Raw genomic sequence first — 20,101 nt, 5'->3', positions numbered from 1 at the left:
TCGTCATGTATTCGTCGAGGTGGGTTCATGCACGACATGCCTGCGCCGGTTCTCGCGCCTGCAACGTTCCAGCATCGCCTGCTGGCCTGGTTCGATCATGCCGGGCGTCACGATTTGCCCTGGCAGCGCGAGCGTACACCCTATCGGGTCTGGGTCTCCGAGATCATGCTGCAGCAGACCCAAGTCACGACCGTGATCCCCTATTTCGAGCGTTTCATGACGCACTTTCCTACCCTTGCCGAACTGGCGGCGGCGTCCCAGGACGAGGTGTTGCACCTGTGGACAGGGCTTGGCTACTACGCTCGCGGGCGTAACCTGCACAAGGCGGCTCGACAGGTCATGGAAGAGCATGGCGGTGAATTGCCAGTGGAGAGCCTGGAAGCGCTTGCGGAGCTTCCCGGCATCGGCCGTTCCACCGCCGGGGCGATCATCGCCCAGAGCACTGGTCGACGAGCGGTGATACTCGACGGTAACGTCAAGCGCAGTCTGTCACGGTTGCATGCGGTGGAGGGCTGGCCGGGGCGGCCAGCGGTGGAACGTCGGCTGTGGGCCCTGGCCGAGCACTTCACACCCGAAGCACGGGTGGCCGATTATACCCAGGCGATGATGGACCTCGGAGCCACCTTGTGCCGGCGCGGTACGCCAGAGTGCGGGCGCTGTCCGTTTGTCGACGTCTGCGTGGCTCATGCCCGAGGCGAGCAGCGTCGTTTCCCCGAGTCGAAACCCAAGAAGGTGCTGCCGACCCGCGCCACCTTGATGCTGGTGCTTCAGGATGACGAAGGCCGGGTATTGCTCGAACAGCGACCGGCCAGCGGGCTGTGGGGCGGGCTGTGGGGGCTGCCCCAGTTCGACGATCTTGCCGCGCTGCGCGCCTGGCTCGATGTGCACGCCCCCGGTGCGGTACTCGATCCGGCCTGGCCGGCCTTCAGTCATACGTTCAGCCATTTTCGCCTGGAGATCACTCCGCAGCCGGCTCGGATCGCCGGGCTGGACTCTGTCGGCGAGTCGCGTTGCTGGTACGATCCAGGCAGTCCCGAACGTATTGGCCTGGCGGCCCCGGTGAAATCGTTGCTGGCGTCGCTCGTCCCGTTCACCCTGACGGCACCGACAGAGTCCTGAACGTTCGGCCACCAAGCAAAGGAGATCACCATGGGTCAGACCGTATTCTGCCGCAAGTATCAGCAGGAACTCGAGGCACTGCCGTTCCCACCGCTGCCGGGCAAGAAGGGGCAGGAGATCCAGGCCAGCGTGTCGAAACGTGCCTGGGAAGAGTGGCAGGCATTGCAGACCCGACTGATCAACGAGAAGCACCTCAATATGCTCGATCCCGAGGCGCGGGCCTACCTCAACGAGCAGATGGAGCGCTTCCTCGACAACCGTGAAACCGACCAGGCGGAAGGCTATGTACCGCCCGAGCGCTAGTCGCTCGGTACCGGCTCGGTCATGGCCATCTACATGAAACGAAAGGGTTGACGCTGCGGGTCTGATCTTGTTTAATACGCACCGTTGGCAGCGGCCAGATAGCTCAGTCGGTAGAGCAGGGGATTGAAAATCCCCGTGTCGGCGGTTCGATTCCGTCTCTGGCCACCACACTGCTGGGGTATCGCCAAGTGGTAAGGCACCGGTTTTTGGTATCGGCATTCCCAGGTTCGAATCCTGGTACCCCAGCCACGCCAACATCTATTCCCGATTCTGCAGCTCGCTTGGAATCGGTCCCGAGCCGGCATAGCTCAGTTGGTAGAGCAACTGACTTGTAATCAGTAGGTCCCGGGTTCGACTCCTGGTGCCGGCACCATCTTCGAAGCTGATGGCTCATACGGGATAGCAGCGAATTGTAGAATCAAAACCGCCCATCGAGGCGGTTTTTGCGTTATTGCCAGATTGTTCAGCCGTGCTTGCGCTTCGCCCTCTCTACGAGCCCCGTGCCGACATCGGCAAGGGGCGCGCAGCGTGTGAGGCCCGTTCAGTCGCGGTGGGCCAGGCTCATCAGATAGAGGGCTCCCGCCAGTGCCAGCACCGACAGCGCGAGATAGATGGCCTCCAGCGGGGTCTGGAAGCGTATGTCGACCACGGCACGGAAGAACTCGATGATGACCGCCAGGATGACGACTCGGGCAATCTTGTCCTTGAGCTGATCGAAGGACTTAATGTTGAACGGACTCCCGGCCGCGTGCTCTTCGGCTTGCTCGATGGGCGAGACGAACAGCCGATAGACGCCCAGGCCGAAAATCAGCAGCACGATGGCGACCAAGTAGATGTCCACGGCCATGACGATGCTCGGGACCGCCACCTCGTGTATATCCAGCGTCCCGTCGAAGAGATAGTACTCGGCCGTGGTCAAGATCAGCTTGAGAATGTCCATGGTGCCGATGAGGAAGAGTGCCAGGGCTCCTGCCAGGCTGGGAACGACTGCCAGCAATACCAAGAATCGGGAGTTCCACAGCCAACCCTCCAGACGCCGCTCCCAGCGGCCCTGACGCGGTGGGGGCGAATCCGGTAACTGCGGCATGGCGTTCTCCTGAATGACGAATTACGGATGCGATGCACTGGCTTGGCTACTTTAGCAGGGAGAACGAAACTCCCGCCATGGAGGCTGTGCGACTGCTGCTTGAAAGTGCAGCCCAACGCCACCACATCAAAGCTGCAAGGCCCCATTTGGGCCTCCCACCACGGCCGCACGCCGTTGAACGAGTTGGGACTGAAACTGATCACGGATACACAGGAGGTGATTGGATGACAGTACAGACTTCGTCCAACCGTAAGCTGAAGCAGGCAACCGACTATGCCGTTGCCGATACCATGAGCGCTCAGGTTCGCAGCGACGCGAACCGGTTGCATGATGCGTATCCTACCCGACTGACCAAGCCGCTCGACTCGCTGTGGATCGAGCGCCGCGAGGACGTCGTGCGCGGTAGTGCCGACGAGGGGCCGTTGAGTCAGGCGCAACTCGACGAGTTCGAGCGCAAGGGCTTCCTGTTCGAGCCCAACTTCATCAGCGGGGAGGAACTCGACGAACTGCGTCGGGAGCTTGCTGCCCTGCTCAGCCGCGATGACTTCCGCGGCCGCGATTTCAGTATCACCGAGCCCGACGGCCAGGAGATCCGCTCGCTGTTCGCGGTGCACTTCCTCTCCCGGCGCTTCGCCAGTCTGGCACGCGACGAGCGTCTCGTTGGTCGGGTGCGCCAGATCCTAGGCGGCGACGCCTACGTGCACCAGTCGCGCATCAACTACAAGCCGGGCTTCGAGGGCAAGGGCTTCAGCTGGCACTCCGACTTCGAGACCTGGCACGCCGAGGACGGTATGCCGGCGATGCATGCGGTGAGCGCTTCGATCGTGTTGACCGACAACCACGAGTTCAATGGCCCGCTGATGCTGATCCCCGGCTCGCACAAGTGCTTCGTGCCGTGCCTGGGCGAGACGCCGGACGATCACCATCGCCAGTCCCTGAAGCGTCAGGAGTTCGGCGTGCCGAGCCGCGAGGCGCTGCGTGAGTTGGTTGGTCGCCATGGCATCGAGGCGCCCAAGGGAGCGGCCGGTGGTCTTCTGCTATTTGACTGCAACACTCTGCATGGCTCGAATGCCAACATGTCGCCCGATCCGCGCAGCAACGTGTTCTTCGTCTACAATCGGCGCGACAATGCCTGTGTCGAGCCCTTCGCCGCCCGCCGCCGCCGCCCGAGCTTCCTCGCCCACGGGCCGGATGAGCAGTGGACGCCACAAGACTGACACCTATCGTTTCGATAGCGCCATCAGGGTGGAACGGAGCGCATGGTGCGGTAGACTGTGAGGCTTGTCGTTGAGAAGCGGCACGCATAACGAGAAGGAGAAGATCCGCCATGCGCTTTGTCCCCCGTTTCACCGATGGCCAGGAGTTTCCCCATTCGCTGGGCAAGATCGTTTGCATTGGCCGCAACTATGCCGATCACGCCAAGGAGCTGGACAACCCGATCCCCACCGAGCCGCTGCTGTTCATCAAGCCGGCAACCAGTGCGGTTCGTCTCGATGAGCCGCTCGAGCCTCCTTTCTCACGTGGCGAGGTGCACTACGAAGCGGAACTGGCGCTGCTGATCGGCGAACGATTGACCCACGCCACCTCCGATGAGGCCGAGCGTGCCATCGTCGGCATCGGCCTGGCGCTGGACCTCACCCTGCGCGACGTGCAGACCCGCTTGAAGGAGAAGGGGCACCCCTGGGAGATTGCCAAGTCGTTCGACGGCGCCTGTCCGCTGAGCGATTTCCTGCCGCTGAGTCGTGTGCCGAACTGGAATGCGCTGACCTTCGAGCTGGAGATCGACGGCGAGCTACGCCAGCACGGCGAAGGTTCCGACATGCTGTTCCCGGTGCCCACCCTGGTGGCCGAGATGAGCCGTCACTTCACCCTCGAGCCGGGTGATGTGGTCATTACCGGCACCCCCGAGGGGGTTGGCGAACTGCCGCGTGGCGCCAAGTTGCGCCTGACCCTCACGGGTGGTCTCGAGGTCACGGCGCAGGTGGTCGAGTAACGTCTTGCCCTGAGCGGTACGCAGTACCCAACGACGACGCCCCCGCGGCTTGGCCGCGGGGGCGTCGTGTCGTTTACGCTCGGTGTGTCGCTACTTGAGCCAGGCCTATTCGAGCCAAGTCTATTCAAGATAGGTGTAGCCCTGCAGGCCAGCGGAGAGATCGTCGAGGAAATGCTCCTGTTCTTCCGCCGACAGCCCACTGTCGGCCAGCTGGCCGGCGAGCCGGTCGCGCAGAACCTTGGCATCGAAGTTGACATAGGCGAGCACGTCGGAGACCCGGTCGCCGTGTTGGGCGTGGCTCAGCACCCAGTCGCCGTCCTCGTCCAAGGCGGCGTCGACGGAGTCGGTGTCGCCGAACAGATTGTGAAGATCGCCCAGGATCTCCTGATAGGCGCCGACCAGGAAGAAGCCCAGCAGGCGCTCCTCGTCATCACGCCATTCCGGCAGCGGCAAGGTGGTCTCCACGCCCTGGCCGTCGACATAACCGTCGATGCGGCCATCGCTGTCGCAGGTGATGTCCTGGATCACGCCGCGCCGGCTGGGCTCGCGGTTGAGCCCGGTGAGCGGAAGTACCGGGAAGATCTGGTCGATGCCCCACACGTCGGGCACCGACTGGAACAGCGAGAAGTTGACGAACAGCTTGTCGGCGAGCTTCTCGGCCAGCTCGTCGATGATCTCGCGATGGGCGCGGTTGCGGCTGTCGAGGCGCTCGCGCAGGCGCGCGCAGGCGGCGAAGTAAACGCCCTCCGCCTCGGCGCGCACGGTGATATCGGCCAGCCCCATGAGGAAGCGGTCGTGCATCTCGCTCATGGCCTGCAGCAGGTCGTGCCACGCCTCGACCAGCTCACGCGGCTCCACCGAGCCGTTGAGCAGGTCGTGGACCCGCCACAGCTCGTCGAGCTGGGGGTCGTCCTCGGCCAGGCGTTCGGGCGCCTCGTCGTTGACCCGCTCCTCGCCGATCACGTTGGCGATCAGCACCGCGTGATGCGCGGTGAGGGCGCGGCCCGATTCGCTGATCAGGTGCGGGTGGGGAATCTCCGCCTCGTTGCAGGCCTGGGCGAAGGCGCTGACCACGTTACGTGCATACTCGCGCATGGAGTAGTTGATCGAGCAGAAGCTGCGCGAGCGGGTGCCCTCGTAGTCGATACCCAGACCGCCGCCGACGTCGACGGTGTCGATCGGCGCGCCCAGTGCCAGCAGGCTCTGGTAGAAGCGCGCGCATTCGCGCAGGCCGACCTGTATGTCGCGGATATTGGCGATCTGCGAGCCCAGGTGGAAGTGCACCAGTTGCAGACTGCCCAGCGAGCCGGCTTCACGCAGACGCTCCACCACGGCCAGCATCTGGCTGGCGGTGAGGCCAAACTTGGATTTCTCGCCCCCGGTATCTTGCCACTTTCCCATGCCCACCGAAGCCAGGCGGGCGCGCAGGCCGATGCGCGGGGTGACGCCTAGGCCCTCGGCTTCCTCCAGAATCAGCGGCAGCTCGGAGAACTTCTCCACCACCAGATAGACCCGGTGGCCGAGCTTTTCGCCCATCAGCGCCAGGCGGATGTACTCGCGGTCCTTATAGCCGTTGCATACGATCAGCGAGGGGCCGTCGGCGGAGAGTGCCAGCACGGCGAGCAGCTCCGGCTTGCTGCCGGCCTCGAGGCCGACCCGGCCGTGACCGCGCTCGCGGGTAGCAAGGATCTCCTCGACCACACGGCGCTGCTGGTTGACCTTGATCGGGTACACGGCGGTATAGCCGCCAAGATACTCCTCTTCCTGCATGGCCAGGTCGAAGGCGTCGCACAGCTGTTCGACACGGTCATGCAGGATGTCGCTGAAACGCACCAGCACCGGCAGGCGCAGGCCGGCCTCGCGGAGCTGATCCACCAGTGGCGCCAGCGGCAGTGCCGGACCCTCGGCTTCGCTGCCGAGGGGACGTACCAGGGCGTGGCCATGATCGTCGACATCGAAATAGCCGCTGCCCCACTGATCGATGTTCCAAGTGCGGCGGGCCCGCTGGGCGGGTCCTGAGACAGCTCCCATGGATAGGCTCATGTATCGCTCGCTTCGGGCAGGGGCAGGGCGCCATGTTTCAGGCGTGCCGTGAGAATGGTATGGAACTGCGCTGGGTCATGTGGCGTCAGGTCGTGAGCCGGCGGGTCCACGTAGACCACCAGCAGCCGTGACAGCCAGTAACGCAGCGCGGTCATGCGCAGCATCGTCGGCCATACCTCGCGCTCCGCGGAGGTCAGCGGCCGACGTGCCTGATAGGCCTGGACAATGGCGTCGTGGCGTTCACGGTCCAGGCGCCCGTCGGGGCCGGAGGCCCAATCATTGATCACCACGGCCAGATCGAACAGCAGGTCGCCGGTGCAACCATTGTAGAAATCGATGATGCCACCCAGGCGGTCGCCCTCGAACAGGGTGTTGTCGCGGAACAGGTCGCCATGCAGGGCGCCGTGAGGCAGTGCCGGGGCGGCGCCGAACACGCCCTGGTAGATTTCCACCTCATCCTTCATCAGGGCTTGATCGTCGGGCGAGAGATAGCCCAGCACCCTGTGATGCATGGCCACCAGCCAGCTGAGATCGCGCGGGTTGGGGCGATGCCCGGGGAAGTGCTGTGAGACCACATGCATGCGTCCCAGCGCCTCGCCCAAGGCGCGGCACTGCGCCAGGTTGGGCGTCATGGGATGCCGGCCGGGCAGGCGCGGGAACAGCAGTGAAGGCTTGCCGGCCAGGCTGTGCAGGGCAATGCCTTCGCGGTCGTGCACTGGCCCTGGCACCGGCAGGCGATGTTCGTCCAGATAGTCGAGCAGGTCGACGAAGAACGGCAGTTCCTCGTGCTCGCCCTGCTCGAACAGCGTCAGTACCAGCTCCCGCCGATCGGTAGTGACGAAGAACGTCGTATTCTCGGTGCCTCCGGCAACCCCTTCCAGGGACACCAGATTGCCGACATCGAAACGCTTGAGAAACTCTGCGACCTGTGCGTCGCTCAACGGGGTGAATACGGCCATGTGTCTCTCGCCCAGGTTGCCAAGCCGCCTATTGTAGCGTCTTGGCACTTCGATGCACGCCTGCTGGACACGTTCCGCCATTCACGAAGCCGTAACCCGACCTGGCGGTTAGAAGCGGATCAGCACCCACTGGGGTACGGCGACCCGGTCGCCCTCCTGGCGCTCGAAATTGCCGTCGCCGTCGTGGTCGACGAGGAAGTAGCTGGGCCCGCGACGCGGACGAATCTCGATGGCATAGAGCTGACCGTTGACGCGGTACTCGCGAATGGTGCGATCCTCCTCCTGGCGGATGGTGATGTCGGGCTCGACATCGGCGGACGACTGGGCCAGGGCGGGTGCGGCCGACACCATGCCGAGCCCCAGGGAGAGCAGAGTGACAGCGAGGATGCGGCGTGAAACGTTCATGGTGGGCCTCCAGAGACCGCTTGCGACGAACGCTGCACCGAGCGATTGCCCCGGTGTGCGATTAACCTCAGTGTATGTCGTTGGACCGCGTGATCCCAACGATGGCGGCAAAAGCGGCGCGCAATGCGTATCATGGCTGATCAAGATCACATTTTCTTGCACAGACCCAACGGATGCCGATACATGGCCGCTACGCCCATCGTTCTCGTCGACGGTTCGTCCTATCTCTACCGCGCCTTTCACGCTCTGCCGCCGCTGACCACCTCTTCCGGTCAGCCTACCGGTGCCGTCAAGGGCGTGCTCAGCATGCTCAAACGGTTGATCAAGGACTACCCGGACAGTCCCATGGCGGTGGTCTTCGATGCCAAGGGCAAGACCTTCCGCGATGAGCTGTTCGAGCAGTACAAGGCTCAACGCCCGCCGATGCCCGACGACCTGCGCAGCCAGGTGGAGCCGCTCTATGCCTGTATCCGCGCCCTGGGCCTGCCGCTGCTGTGCGTCGAGGGCGTCGAGGCCGATGATGTCATCGGTACCTTGGCCAGGCATGCTACCGAGGCGGGACGCGACGCGGTGATCTCCACCGGTGACAAGGACATGGCGCAGTTGGTGAACTCGCACATCACCCTGGTCAATACCATGAAGGACGAGACTCTCGACGCGGAAGGGGTCAAGGCAAAGTTCGGCCTGCCGCCGGAGTTGATCATCGATTACCTGGCGCTGATGGGCGACAAGGTGGACAACATTCCTGGCGTGCCAGGGGTAGGCGAGAAGACCGCGCTGGGCCTGCTGCAAGGCATGGGAGGAGGACTCGACACCATCTATGCCGACCTCGACCGTGTCGCCACGCTCGACTTCCGCGGCGCCAAGTCGCTGCCGAAGAAGCTCGACGAGCACCGTGAGATGGCCTATCTCTCCTACCAACTGGCCACCATCAAGACCGACTGCGAGCTACCGGTGGGGCTCGACGACCTCGACATCGCCCATCCCGATCGCGAGGCGCTCAAGCGGCTCTACACCGAGCTCGAGTTCAAGGCCTGGCTCTCCGAGCTACTCTCCGGCAAGGACGAGGGCGTCGATGACGTTGAGCGTGGCGCCGGGGTCGCCGGCACTGCGGCGGCGGGCAACCTCGATCCGGAAGCCCCGACAGTTAGCGTGGCCGCCTGCAAGAATCATCTGATCCTGACCCAGGCCGAACTCGACGAGTGGTTGGCTCGGCTCGGCGCCTGCGAGGCCTTCTGCTTCGACCTCGAGACCAACAGTCTCAACTACATGGATGCCGAGATCGTCGGCGTGGGGCTGGCGCTCGAACCCGGCGAAGCCGCCTACGTACCGCTCGCTCACGACTACCTCGATGTGCCCGAGCAGCTCGACCGCGCCAGCGTCCTTGCCGCGCTCAAGCCGCTGCTGGAAGACCCTTGCCGCGGCAAGATCGGCCAGAATCTCAAGTACGATATCTCGGTGCTGGCCAATTACGACATCCAGGTGCGCGGGCCACTCACCGACACCATGCTCGAATCCTACGTGCTCAACTCCACCGCCACCCGTCACGACATGGATTCGCTGGCGCTGAAATACCTGGGGCAGAAGACGGTGAGCTTCGAGGAGATCGCCGGCAAGGGCGCCAAGCAGCTCACCTTCAACCAGATTGACTTCGAGCAGGCCGTACCCTACGCCTGCGAGGACGTCGACGTGACCCTGCGCCTGCACTGCGAACTGAGGCCACGCATCGAGGCAGAGGGGCGCTTGGCCGAAGTGCTCGATAGCATCGAGCGGCCGCTGATCCCGGTGCTGTCGCGTATCGAGCGCACCGGGGTGGCGATCGACGCCGTGCGCCTGCATGCCCAGAGCCAGGAGCTCGAAGCGCGCATCGCCGAGCTCGAAACCCGCGCCTTCGAGCTGGCCGGGCGCGAGTTCAACCTCGGCTCGCCCAAGCAGCTTGGCGAGATCCTGTTCGAGGAGCAGAAGATTCCGGTGATCAAGAAGACGCCCAAGGGAGCGCCTTCCACCGCCGAAGCCGTGCTCGAGGAGCTGGCGCTGGACTACCCGCTGCCCAAAGTGATCATGGAGCATCGCGGCCTGGCCAAGCTCAAGTCGACCTACACCGACAAGCTGCCGCGGCTGGTCAACAAGCGCACCGGGCGGCTGCACACCAGCTATCATCAGGCGGTTGCCGCCACCGGCCGGCTCTCCTCGAGCGACCCCAACCTGCAGAACATCCCCATCCGCACCGAGGAGGGGCGCAAGATTCGTCAGGCTTTCATCGCCCGTCCCGGCTATCGCATCGTCGCCGCTGACTACTCGCAGATCGAGCTGCGCATCATGGCGCATCTCTCCGCGGACGAAGGGCTGCTCTCGGCCTTTGCCGAGGGGCGCGACATCCATGCCGCTACCGCAGCCGAGGTCTTCGGCGTACCGCTGGAGAAGGTCTCGGGTGAGCAGCGGCGCAGCGCCAAGGCGATCAACTTCGGGCTGATCTATGGCATGAGCGCCTGGGGCCTGTCCAAGCAGCTACGCATCGAGCGCAGCCAGGCACAGACCTACATCGACCGCTACTTCGACCGCTACCCCGGCGTGGCCCGCTACATGGATCGCATCCGCGCCCAGGCCGCCGAGGATGGCTACGTCGAAACCGTGTATGGCCGCCGCCTCTACCTGCCCGAGATCCGCGCCCAGAATCATGCCCGGCGCCAGGCCGCTGAGCGTACTGCGATCAATGCGCCGATGCAGGGCACCGCAGCGGACATCATCAAGCGCGCCATGATCGCAGTCGACGCCTGGCTGCAGGAGAGCGCCTTCGACGCCTGCATGGTGATGCAGGTCCACGACGAGTTGGTGTTCGAGGTTGGCGAAGGGCAGGTGGACGAGTTCATCGACGAGGTGAAGGTGCGCATGCAGGCCGCCGCCGAACTCAGCGTACCGCTGATCGTCGAGGCGGAGAGTGGAGTCAATTGGGACGAAGCCCACTAGGGAAACACTGCACAAATGCCTGCGCGAGCGAATCGCTGCGTTGCGCGGTGCGCGGAATCCTCACATATACCCCATATGCTCCGGTTCCTGTGCTCCGTGCGCCTTGCGCTTCATCTCGCTCGTCGATTTGTTCAGCGTTCCCGAGGTACCCAATCAAAAACGCCACCGCAGATGCGGTGGCGTTTTCTGCTCGGGCTTGTGGCCGAGGCTTAGCGCCAGCCGACGCGATCGAAGATCCGAATCGCTTCCGGGTTGTTCTCACCCAGGATGCTGACGTTGATTTCGTCCTTCTTCAGCTCGCCCCAGGACTCCAGGGTATCGTCCATGTTCACGCCTTCCACCACCGGATACTCGTAGTTGCCGGCGGCAAAGATCTCCTGGGCTTCGTCGGAGGCCAGGAATTCGAGGAAGCGGATAGCGTTCTCGCGGTTCGGCGATGTCGCCACGACGCCAGCACCACCGACGTTGACGTGGATGCCACGATCGTCCTGATTGGGGAACAGGATACCGACCTTCTCGGCCACTTCACGATCGGCTGCGTCGTCGGAGTTGATCAGGCGCACGTAGTAGTAGTGGTTGGCGACGGCCAGGTCGCACTCGCCGGCAGCCACTGCCTTGATCTGGTCGGTGTCGCCACCCTCGGGCTGGCGTGCCAGGTTGTTGACGATGCCCTGGGCCCACTCCTCGGCTCCCTCGGCACCATGGTGATCGATCATCGAAGCCAGCAGTGACTGGTTGTAGATGTTGTTCGATGAGCGGATGCAGATCTCGCCCTCCCAGCGCGGATCGGTCAGATCCTCATAGGAGGTGATCTCGCTGGGGTCGACGTTCTCGGGGTTGTAGAAGATGGCCCGCACGCGCTGGCTGAAGCCGAACCACTTGCCCTCCGGGTGACGCATGGCGTCCGGCAGACGCTCCGCCAGGACGTCGGATTCGATGCCCTGGAAGATGCCGTCCTGCTCGGCGCGCCACAGGCGTCCGGCGTCGACGGTGATCATCACGTCGGCAGGGCTGGCCACGCCTTCGCGCTGGATGCGCTCGATCAACTGGTCGGAATCGCCCTCCAGCAGGTTGACCTTGATCCCGGTCTGCTCGGTGAATGCCTGGTAGAGCTGCTCGTCGACATCGTAATGACGCGCCGAGTAGAGGTTGACTTCGTTGGCGACTGCGGTAGTGGCAAAAGCCGAACCGGCCAGCATGGCGGCCAGCGGAGCGACGAGACGATTACGGTGCACCATGGTTTATCCTCGCGAGCGGGTGGGACGTGCAAATTTAATGATAATACGTTGCATTACGTTGAGCGCTATTGAAGCGTTTTACGGTGAAAGCGTCAAGCCTGCTCCTGACGCCCAACACACAGGGCGTGCCGCGGACCTGACTCGGAGCAAGAAAATGTGGAAATGATAGCGAATGCGAGGCAATTCCAAACGCATTTGCTGGACATTTCGGGTAGGATGATGCCTATGCCTTCCCCTGACCAAGTCGCCTGATTTATGACTAGCCAATCGAAGCCCATGGAAGTCGGACATGCTCCCTATCGTCAGGCCTCGGCGCTGACCATGGAGGGCGTGCATCACACTTTTGGTAGCCTTGCCGCCGTTCGCGGCGTCGACCTCGAGGTAGCGCCCGGCGAGGTCGTCTGCCTGCTTGGCCCCTCAGGCTGTGGCAAGACCACGCTGCTGCGCATCGCAGCCGGGCTCGAGGTGCTGCAGCAGGGGCGCGTGAGCCTCAATGGCGGCGAGATCGCTGTGCCCAAGGGGCGTCATGTGCCGCCGGAAAAGCGCAACGTCGGCCTGGCCTTTCAGGATTCCGCGCTGTTTCCTCACCTCACGGTGATCGAGAACGTCACCTTCGGGCTGAAGGGCGAGCCGACGCGACAGCGTCGCGAGCGCGCCCTGACCCTGCTTGATCAGTTGGGTATGGCGGTGTATGCCGAAAGCTACCCGCACATGCTGTCCGGTGGGCAGCAGCAACGCGTGGCACTGGCCCGTGCGCTGGCGCCGGCCCCCCAGCTGATGCTGCTCGACGAGCCTTTCTCCAGCCTCGATGCGCGTTTGCGTGACCGGATCCGCGACGACACCCTGCACGTGCTAAAGAAGGTCGGCGCCGCCACGCTGCTGGTGACCCACGATCCTGAAGAGGCCATGTTCATGGCCGACCGCATCGCCTTGATGCGTGAAGGGCGCATCGTCCAGATGGGAACGCCTAGGGAACTCTACTGCGCCCCTAGCGATCCTTTCGTCGTGGCCTTCTTCGGCGAGGTCAACGAGCTGCAGGGCGAAGTGCGGGGCGGCAGGGTGATGACCCCGGTGGGGCCGGTGGAGGCCAGTTGGCTGCCCGAGGGGAGCCAGGCGCAGGTGATGATCCGTCCCGAGGCGCTGCGTATCACCGAGCACTTCGATCCGGCACCTGAGCATCGCTACAGTCACGTGATCATGGCCAAGCTGCTGGGCCGCAGCAGTCTGCTGCACATCTGCGCTCACGGCGAAGACGGCAGCGAAGCCCACCTGCATGCTCGTGTGCCAGGCGTATTCCTGCCCGCCGAGGGGCAGCGGATCGACATCCACCTCGACCTGTCGCAGGTCTTCGTCTTTCCCTCAACGGCTCCCTGAGCCGGGACGCGAACGGCGCATGGCCATGCTCAGCAGGACCACCGGAATGATGCCGACGGCGACGATGGCAAGCGATGCCGTCGAAGCCTCGGCGAGCCTCTCGTCCGAGGCCAGGCTGTAGGCCCTGACCGCCAGCGTATCGAAATTGAAGGGGCGCAGGATGATGGTCGCCGGCAGTTCCTTCATCACATCGACGAACACCAAGATGCCGGCGGCGATCAGGCTGCCACGCATGATCGGCGTATGCACCCGCTTGAGGGTGCCGGCAGGGGTCTGGCCCAGGGTGCGCGAGGCCGCGTCCATGCTCGGCGTCACCTTGCCCAGGCTCGCTTCCACGGTATTGAAGGAGACCGCGAGGAAGCGCACCACGTAGGCGTAGACCAGGATGAAGGCCGTGCCGCTGAAAATGAGGCCGACGATCTTGCCGTAGTGGGCGTGAAGCCAGGTGTTGAGCGTATTGTCGAGCCAGGCGAAGGGGATCAGGATGCCCACCGCGACCACCGAGCCGGGAATGGCATAGCCCATCGAGGCGATCCGCGTGGCGATGCGCGTCAGCGGGCTGTCGTGCAGGCGCACGCCGTAGCTCAGGATCACGGCCAGGCCAACCGCAATCAGCGAAGCGATGACGGCCAGTACCAGGCTGTTCCAGGTGAAATCGAGAAAGCGAGTGCCAAACAGCGCATCGCCTCTGGTGATGGCCATCTGGCCCAGCAGTCCGCTGGGAATCAGGAAACCGATCAATACTGGCAGGCCGCAGGCAGCGAAGGCTGCTGCGGCGCGCCAGCCGTGCAACTGGAACTCGGGCAGCTGCTGATAGCGGTTGGTGGTATGGAAATACTTGCGCTTGCCGCGTGACCAACGCTCCAGCAGCACCAGCACGATGACGAAGAGCAGCAGGCAGGCGGCAAGCTGGGCGGCGGCCACCTGCTCGCCAGGCCGAACCAGGTGCGATAGATGCCGGTCGTGAAGGTGTCGACACCGAAGAACTGTACCGCACCGAACTCATTGAGCGTTTCCATCAGCACCAGCGAGACGCCGCCGACGATGGCCGGGCGGGCCAACGGTACGGCGACCGTGGCGAACAGGTTCCACGGGCCGCGCCCCAGCGTGCGGCCGACGTCGAGTACGCACACCGACTGCTCCAGAAAGGCGGCCCTGGCCAGCAGGTAGACATAGGGGTACAGCACCAGGGTGATCAGCGTGGCGGCACCGCCCAGCGAGCGAATGTTGGGAAAGTAGTAATCGCCGCGGCTCCAGTCGAAGATCTCGCGCAACCAGCTCTGTAAGGGCCCCGCATATTGCAGGAAGTCAGTATAGGCGTAGGCGATCACATAGGTCGGAACGGCTAGCGGCAGCAGCAGCGCCCATTCGAAGATGCGCCGCCCCGGAAAGCGGCACATCACCACCAACCAGGCGGTACCGGTACCGATCACCATGGTGCCTAGCCCCACCGTGACGGAGAGGTAAAACGTATTGCCCAGGTAGCGGCCCAGCACCGTACTGGCCAAGTGCTGCCAGACGCCTTGGGTCGGCATCAGAATGTGAGCGAGCACCACGATCACTGGCAGGGCAACGAAGAGCGCCACCGTCAGGATCAGCAGCGTCCAGGGACTCAAGCGGCGATGCACGGAGGAAAGGCCGGTGATAGCGGAACGAAACAAACGGGGACTCCTTCACTGGCCGATGTGACAGCGCAGTAAAATGCGAGGCGATGACGGGTGGAAATGATACCAGTTGGCGCGTGCCACTGCAGCCGGTGAGCGCTGACCGGCATCAAGAAATGCGCCCGTATCCTGGGGATACGAGCGCATGAAGCACCGAAGGAGCGGCGTCTAGTAGCCGAGCATGATCGACGGCAGGCCGGTGACCAGCACCGGGAAGAAGGCCATCAACAGGCAGGCCAGTACGATCAGCGCGCAGAACGGGATCACCGCCTTGTAAAGGTCGATGATCTCGACCCCTTGGGTGCCACGCCCTTCAGGTAGAACAGCGCATAACCGAACGGCGGCGTGAGGAAGGAGGTCTGCAGCACCACCGCCACCATCACCACGAACCACAGCACGTCCACGCCCATCTGATTGACGATCGGCAGCATGATCGGGAAGCTGAGCAGCACGATGCCGGTCCAGTCGAGGAACATCCCCAGCACGAAGACCAGGAACAGCATCAGAATCAGCGCTCCGGTGGTGCCGCCCGGCATGGCCATGACCAGTTCGCTGATCACCGTCATGCCTCCGCCGCGGGAGAACACCCCGGTGAAGGCGGTGGCACCGACCAGCACCAGCATCACCATGGTGGTGGTCTTGCTGGCATCGATCAGTGTCCTGAAGCAGGTGGTGAGCTTGCGGTCGCCGAAGATCAGGAACAGCAGGAAGGCGATGCCCACACCAATGGCCGAGGCTTCGGTGGCGGTGGCGATGCCGGTGAACAGCGCCCCCAGCACGCCGAGGATCAGTGCCATCGGCGGCAGTACGTACTTGGCCAGCATGATCAGCAGTTGACCGGTCGAGGTCTCGGCACGCTCCTCGGCGGGCACCGGCGGCCCATAACTCGGCTTGACCAGGCAGATCAGCAGCACGTAGAGGGCATACATGGCGCCCAGCAACAGCCCCGGCACCAGTGCGCCGGCGAACAGCGCCCCCACCGACACCGGCGAATAGCTGGCCATCAGGATCAGCATGATGCTGGGCGGAATCAGGATGCCCAGGCAGCCGCTGGCCATGATCACGCCGGTACTGAGTTCCTTGTTGTAGCCATACTTGAGCATCGGCGCGAGTGCGATCATGCCCATCACCGCGATGGAGGCGCCGACGATGCCGGTGGTGGCGGCGAGCAGCACCGAGACGATGACCACGGTCAGCGCCAGGCCGCCGCGCAGGTTGGCCAACAGCAGGCGCATCGCCTCGAACATCTTCTCGGTGACCCCGAGTCGTTGAGGAAGCGCGCCATCAGCACGAACAGTGGGATGGCCACCAGGACGTAGTTGTCCATGGCGTTGCCGTAGATGTTGTTGATGATGGTGCCGAGCACGCGGGGGCCGGGGCCGAGATAGGCGCCTATCACCGCCACGCCACCCAGTACGAAGGCCAGCGGATGGCCCATGAACAACCCGACCAGCAGGCCGCCGAACATCACCAGGGTCAGCATTTCCGGGCTCAGGTTCATGCGGCTTCCTCCGGAGCTGCCGAACGGCGCGAATGACGATGGCGATGGCCTGCAGCAGGATCAGCACCGCCGCCAGAACGATCACGCCCTTGATCGGGTAAACGGGTATCGAGACGATGCCGTAGGTGGTCTCGCCGCGGCTGTAGGAGCGCATGAAGAAGCTCCAGCCCAGCGTTACCAGCATCCAGATGAACGGCACGAAGAAGATCAGGTAGCCGAGCAGTTCGAGTACTGCCTGCTTCCTGCGCGACAGCAGGCGCTTGAGCACATCGACCTCGACGTGGGCATGATGGCGCAGCGCGTAGGCGGCCATCAGCATGAAATGAGCACCGAACAGCATCTTGGTGATGTCGAAGGCCCAATCACTGGGTCGCCCGGTGAACAGGCGCAGGGCGATATCGTAGAGCACCACCAGGGTGATGACGGCGATCAGCGGCGCAATGACCCGCCCGAACACCTCGTTGAGCGTGTCGATCGCCTTGGCAATCGCATTCATGGATCAAGTCTCCGAGGTCGGAACGAATGCCGCCCCGGCGCCAGTGGCCGGGGCGGGTAGGACAGCCTTACAGACAGGCTTCGATCTCTTCCAGAGACGGCAGGTTTTCGAAGCTGCGGCTCATGTTGTAGGGCACGGAGACATCGCGCCAGTTGGCGTAGTGCTGCAGGTAGCTGATCATGGAATGGTAGACCTTGGCGTGCATTGGATCTTCACAAGCGCCTTCCACGATCACTTCGTTGGTCACCTCCTGGATGCGCGCCATGTCCTCCTCGCCATAGGTGGAGATTTCCACGCCGGCTTCCTGGAACTTGACGGTGCCCTCGGTCGATTGGCGCTCGGACCAGGCGAGCGACCAGGCCAGGGTGGCGTCGGCGGCGATTCTCAGCTTCTCCTGGGTCTCCTCGGAGAGCGCGTCCCAGGCATCCTTGTTGATCATCACGCCGAACACGCTGGCAGATTGGTGCCAGCCGGGCGTTGCCCAGTATTCGACCACCTCGGCGAAGCCGGCATTGTAGTCCACCCCGGGGGTAGAGAACTCGGCGCCGTCGACGACGCCACGTTCGACGGCCTGGTAGATCTCGCCGCCGGAAAGGGTCACCTGCGAACCACCCAGGCGCTCCAGTACACGGCCCTGGTCACGCCCTGAAAGGCGCAGACGCTTGCCGTCCAGGTCGGCCAGGCTCTCGATGGGGGTGCGGCCCATGAAGCCGGACTCGTTGTTGGTAATGCCGTAGGGCAGGTAGACCATGTTGTACTGGCCGTAGACTTCCTGGTAAAGCTCGAAGCCCCCCCACTGCTGGATCCAGTTCAGGTAGTCGACGCCATTGAACAGGCTGGGCGTGGCAGCGAGGGGAGAGAACGCCGAACTGCGTCCTGCCCAGTAGCCCGGCCAGTCACCAGCGGCTTCGATGCTGCCGGTCTCGGTGGCGTCGAACACCTCGGTGCCGGGCATCAGCGTGCCGCCGGCGCGGAATTCGATCTGAAGTTCATCGCCAGCCAGCTTGTTGACCAGCTCCACCCAGTGGCGATCGATCTGGATCAGGTCCAGGTTGTCCGGCCAGGTCGTGGTCATGGTCCACCGCTCCTGGGCCTGGGCGGTGGTAGCGAAGGCCGCCAGAGCGATGCCGGCAGCCAGGCCGGAGAGTGCGAATTTCGTCTTCATCTTCATGTCGTGCTCCCTTATGGGTCTTGTAGTGTGCAGCAAAGAGAAGAGCCATGCCGAAGCGGCGCGTCCGGAAGCGCCACGGACTCCGGGATCGCCGGGTTGACCGATCGGCAAACATCGACAAGCTAGCATGCAGGCATGACCGGAATCGATAGTCTGCCTTGGCTAGGGTAGCGGCTCGCAGACGGCGGCGCTGGTTATCGGTTACGTTTAATTAAGAAAATGGACAAATAGATGTGCCTGTATTGCAAGGCAAAGTCGCGCCGGAACGGCACGATGGCAGGGGGAGTGTCGCGGTTGGTTGCTAGACCAAAGTCTATCCATATAGCGCTGCAATGAGGCGGCGCCCGGCCTGGGCGCCGCGCTGTCATCAGCCTCCGCTGTAGATCCGGGTGGGGAGCCATGTCGCCAGCGGCTCATAGAAGAACACCAGGCATAGCCCTAGCAGCTGCAGCGCCACGAAGGGGGCCACGCCCTTGTAGATGTCGAGCGTGCTGATGCCGGGTGGGCAAACGCCCTTGATGTAGAATAGGGCGAACCCCACCGGCGGCGTCAGGAACGAGGTCTGCAAGCAGATGGCGAAGAGGATGGCGAACCATACCGGGTCGACCCCCAGGCTGAAGACCACCGGGGCGACCAGCGGCAGGATGATCAACGTGATCTCGACCCAGTCGAGGAAGAAACCGAGCAGGAATACTGCCAGCATGATCGTTAGTACCACCCCGGCAGGACCGAAGGGCAGCCCGGTTATGGCATGGCGGATGACGTCGTCGCCGCCGAGTCCGCGCAGTACCACGGCGAAGATGGTGGCGCCGACGAAGATGCCGAAGATGAACGCCGTGGTGCGGGTGGTCTGATAAAGGGCCTTGGAGACGATATCGGCGTTGAGGCGGCGATTGCACAGCGCGAGTAGCGTTGCCCCCAGTGCGCCTACCGCTGAGGCTTCCGTAGTGGTGGCGATACCCATGAAGATGGAGCCGAGCACGGCCACGATCAGCGCCATGGGCGGCAGCACCGCCAGCATTACCCCCCACAGCGCCCGCAGTGTGAGCGGTTCGCGATTCTCCGGCGCGGGGGCCAAGTCCTTCTTCAGGTAGGCGGCGATCAGGATGTAGGCGACGTACATCACGCCTAGCATAATCCCGGGGATCAGGGCGCCCATGAACAGCCGGCCGACCGAGGCATCCGAAGTGCCCAGGCGATCCGCCATCAGTACCAGCATGATGCTCGGGGGCACCAAAATGCCCAGCGTGCCTACTGAACAAGCAGTGCCGACGGCAAGCGTCTTGTCGTACTTGGCCTGTAGCATGGGGCCGATCGACAGCATGCCGAGCAGCACCACCGAGGCGCCGACGATGCCGGTCGAGGCAGCCAGCAATACGCCGACGATGACCACGGTGACCGCATAGCCGCCACGCAGCCCGCCCAGTACGCGAACCAGAGAGTTCATCAATCGCTCGGCAATGCCGGAGCGGTCGAGCATGATCCCCATGAAGATGAACAGCGGCAGTGCGACCATCAGCTCGTTGGCGACGATGCCGTAGAGGCGTCTGTCGAGCACCCCGATGGTGCCGCCCCAGCTGAACCAGAGGTCGGCATTGAAGGTTTCGACCAGCACGTGGCCGATCACGGCAAAGAGGAAGCCGATGCCGGCCAGTGCCCAGGCCACGGGGAAGCCCAGCAGCAACAGTCCCATGAAGCCGGCGAACATGCCGATGACGAGAATTTCTTGCAGACCCATGTCGATCCTCGCTCAGCGTGTCAGCGATGGTCCACCGGGCGGC

At 63.6% G+C, this 20,101-nt stretch carries 13 protein-coding genes, 3 tRNA genes and 3 pseudogenes; 9 read left to right on the top strand and 10 right to left on the bottom strand.

The window, feature by feature from the left end:
• The first annotated feature begins 27 nt into the window (after nt 1–27).
• The 5 genes from mutY (at nt 28) to EKK97_RS21820 (ending at nt 1,795) form a co-directional block, all read left to right on the top strand.
• Nucleotides 28–1,119 carry an A/G-specific adenine glycosylase gene (gene mutY, locus EKK97_RS21840; protein ID WP_159555182.1) on the top strand — a complete coding sequence of 364 codons (1,092 nt, stop codon included), beginning with the start codon at nt 28–30 and terminating at the stop codon, nt 1,117–1,119.
• A 30-nt stretch (nt 1,120–1,149) separates the two neighbouring features.
• The gene (locus EKK97_RS21835) at nt 1,150–1,422 is read left to right on the top strand and encodes an oxidative damage protection protein (protein ID WP_159555180.1); all 273 of its coding nucleotides are present in this window, start codon (nt 1,150–1,152) and stop codon (nt 1,420–1,422) included.
• A gap of 92 nt (nt 1,423–1,514) precedes the next feature.
• Nucleotides 1,515–1,590, top strand: a tRNA-Phe gene (locus EKK97_RS21830).
• 6 nt (nt 1,591–1,596) lie between these two features.
• Nucleotides 1,597–1,671: transfer RNA gene (locus tag EKK97_RS21825), tRNA-Gln, on the top strand.
• Nucleotides 1,672–1,719: 48 nt separating this feature from the next.
• Nucleotides 1,720–1,795, top strand: a tRNA-Thr gene (locus EKK97_RS21820).
• Nucleotides 1,796–1,963: 168 nt separating this feature from the next.
• Here EKK97_RS21820 and EKK97_RS21815 read toward each other — a convergent pair.
• The gene (locus EKK97_RS21815) at nt 1,964–2,509 is read right to left on the bottom strand and encodes a YqhA family protein (RefSeq protein ID WP_159555178.1); all 546 of its coding nucleotides are present in this window, start codon (nt 2,507–2,509) and stop codon (nt 1,964–1,966) included.
• Between the two features lie 224 nt (nt 2,510–2,733).
• On the opposite strand from EKK97_RS21815, the gene thpD reads away from it, so the two are divergent.
• Together thpD and EKK97_RS21805 are read left to right on the top strand one after the other, a co-directional pair.
• Complete coding sequence (gene thpD, locus EKK97_RS21810; RefSeq protein ID WP_159555176.1) at nt 2,734–3,726, top strand: ectoine hydroxylase; 993 nt, start codon at nt 2,734–2,736, stop codon at nt 3,724–3,726.
• A gap of 110 nt (nt 3,727–3,836) precedes the next feature.
• Nucleotides 3,837–4,502, top strand: coding sequence for a fumarylacetoacetate hydrolase family protein (locus EKK97_RS21805; protein ID WP_159555174.1), 666 nt, complete (start codon nt 3,837–3,839; stop codon nt 4,500–4,502).
• Nucleotides 4,503–4,622: 120 nt separating this feature from the next.
• Here the strand turns inward: EKK97_RS21805 and speA are convergent, their stop codons facing one another.
• The 3 genes from speA to EKK97_RS21790 all read right to left on the bottom strand — a co-directional run bounded on the left by speA (nt 4,623) and on the right by EKK97_RS21790 (nt 7,909).
• Entirely contained in the window at nt 4,623–6,533 is a 1,911-nt protein-coding gene (gene speA, locus EKK97_RS21800) for a biosynthetic arginine decarboxylase (protein ID WP_234287146.1), read from the bottom strand.
• Between the two features lie 8 nt (nt 6,534–6,541).
• Nucleotides 6,542–7,504 (bottom strand): homoserine kinase, encoded by a 963-nt coding sequence (locus tag EKK97_RS21795; RefSeq protein ID WP_159555170.1) that lies wholly within the window; start codon nt 7,502–7,504, stop codon nt 6,542–6,544.
• Nucleotides 7,505–7,612: 108 nt separating this feature from the next.
• Nucleotides 7,613–7,909, bottom strand: coding sequence for a DUF2782 domain-containing protein (locus EKK97_RS21790; protein ID WP_159555168.1), 297 nt, complete (start codon nt 7,907–7,909; stop codon nt 7,613–7,615).
• Nucleotides 7,910–8,092: 183 nt separating this feature from the next.
• Here EKK97_RS21790 and polA point away from each other — a divergent pair, with 183 nt between their 5' ends.
• The gene (gene polA / locus EKK97_RS21785) at nt 8,093–10,876 is read left to right on the top strand and encodes a DNA polymerase I (protein ID WP_159555166.1); all 2,784 of its coding nucleotides are present in this window, start codon (nt 8,093–8,095) and stop codon (nt 10,874–10,876) included.
• Nucleotides 10,877–11,085: 209 nt separating this feature from the next.
• Here polA and EKK97_RS21780 read toward each other — a convergent pair whose 3' ends face one another.
• Entirely contained in the window at nt 11,086–12,114 is a 1,029-nt protein-coding gene (locus EKK97_RS21780) for a Fe(3+) ABC transporter substrate-binding protein (protein WP_159555164.1), read from the bottom strand.
• Nucleotides 12,115–12,390: 276 nt separating this feature from the next.
• Between EKK97_RS21780 and EKK97_RS21775 the strand changes: the two genes are divergently transcribed.
• A complete protein-coding gene (locus EKK97_RS21775) occupies nt 12,391–13,488 on the top strand; it encodes an ABC transporter ATP-binding protein (protein WP_340162906.1) in 1,098 nt (365 codons plus the stop codon).
• Here the strand turns inward: EKK97_RS21775 and EKK97_RS21770 are convergent.
• The 5 genes and pseudogenes from EKK97_RS21770 to EKK97_RS21750 all read right to left on the bottom strand — a co-directional run bounded on the left by EKK97_RS21770 (nt 13,474) and on the right by EKK97_RS21750 (nt 20,058).
• A pseudogene (locus tag EKK97_RS21770) lies at nt 13,474–15,149 on the bottom strand (ABC transporter permease). The gene EKK97_RS21775 and the pseudogene EKK97_RS21770 overlap by 15 nt on opposite strands.
• A gap of 171 nt (nt 15,150–15,320) precedes the next feature.
• Nucleotides 15,321–16,653, bottom strand: a pseudogene (locus EKK97_RS21765) (TRAP transporter large permease).
• A 4-nt stretch (nt 16,654–16,657) separates the two neighbouring features.
• Nucleotides 16,658–17,149, bottom strand: a pseudogene (locus EKK97_RS21760) (TRAP transporter small permease subunit); the annotation flags it as partial.
• A 67-nt stretch (nt 17,150–17,216) separates the two neighbouring features.
• Nucleotides 17,217–18,320, bottom strand: a complete 1,104-nt coding sequence (dctP, locus tag EKK97_RS21755; RefSeq protein ID WP_159555160.1) for a TRAP transporter substrate-binding protein DctP — start codon at nt 18,318–18,320, stop codon at nt 17,217–17,219.
• 367 nt (nt 18,321–18,687) lie between these two features.
• The gene (locus EKK97_RS21750; RefSeq protein WP_159555158.1) at nt 18,688–20,058 is read right to left on the bottom strand and encodes a TRAP transporter large permease; all 1,371 of its coding nucleotides are present in this window, start codon (nt 20,056–20,058) and stop codon (nt 18,688–18,690) included.
• Nucleotides 20,059–20,101 lie beyond the last annotated feature (43 nt).

Source organism: Billgrantia tianxiuensis, assembly GCF_009834345.1.
Lineage (GTDB): Bacteria > Pseudomonadota > Gammaproteobacteria > Pseudomonadales > Halomonadaceae > Halomonas > Halomonas tianxiuensis.
Note: the sequence above shows the minus strand (reverse complement) of the source record. Positions and strands in the feature narration are given on the sequence as shown.

What these genes read in the sequence shown, in the direction of transcription:
- EKK97_RS21835 (WP_159555180.1), top strand. Translation starts at nt 1,150, where the DNA reads ATGGGTCAGACCGTATTCTGCCGCAAGTATCAGCAGGAACTCGAGGCA.
- mutY (WP_159555182.1), top strand. Translation starts at nt 28, where the DNA reads ATGCACGACATGCCTGCGCCGGTTCTCGCGCCTGCAACGTTCCAGCAT.
- EKK97_RS21795 (WP_159555170.1), bottom strand. Translation starts at nt 7,504, where the DNA reads ATGGCCGTATTCACCCCGTTGAGCGACGCACAGGTCGCAGAGTTTCTC.
- speA (WP_234287146.1), bottom strand. Translation starts at nt 6,533, where the DNA reads ATGGGAGCTGTCTCAGGACCCGCCCAGCGGGCCCGCCGCACTTGGAAC.
- EKK97_RS21775 (WP_340162906.1), top strand. Translation starts at nt 12,391, where the DNA reads ATGGAAGTCGGACATGCTCCCTATCGTCAGGCCTCGGCGCTGACCATG.
- EKK97_RS21815 (WP_159555178.1), bottom strand. Translation starts at nt 2,509, where the DNA reads ATGCCGCAGTTACCGGATTCGCCCCCACCGCGTCAGGGCCGCTGGGAG.
- polA (WP_159555166.1), top strand. Translation starts at nt 8,093, where the DNA reads ATGGCCGCTACGCCCATCGTTCTCGTCGACGGTTCGTCCTATCTCTAC.
- EKK97_RS21805 (WP_159555174.1), top strand. Translation starts at nt 3,837, where the DNA reads ATGCGCTTTGTCCCCCGTTTCACCGATGGCCAGGAGTTTCCCCATTCG.
- EKK97_RS21780 (WP_159555164.1), bottom strand. Translation starts at nt 12,114, where the DNA reads ATGGTGCACCGTAATCGTCTCGTCGCTCCGCTGGCCGCCATGCTGGCC.
- dctP (WP_159555160.1), bottom strand. Translation starts at nt 18,320, where the DNA reads ATGAAGATGAAGACGAAATTCGCACTCTCCGGCCTGGCTGCCGGCATC.
- EKK97_RS21790 (WP_159555168.1), bottom strand. Translation starts at nt 7,909, where the DNA reads ATGAACGTTTCACGCCGCATCCTCGCTGTCACTCTGCTCTCCCTGGGG.
- thpD (WP_159555176.1), top strand. Translation starts at nt 2,734, where the DNA reads ATGACAGTACAGACTTCGTCCAACCGTAAGCTGAAGCAGGCAACCGAC.
- EKK97_RS21750 (WP_159555158.1), bottom strand. Translation starts at nt 20,058, where the DNA reads ATGGGTCTGCAAGAAATTCTCGTCATCGGCATGTTCGCCGGCTTCATG.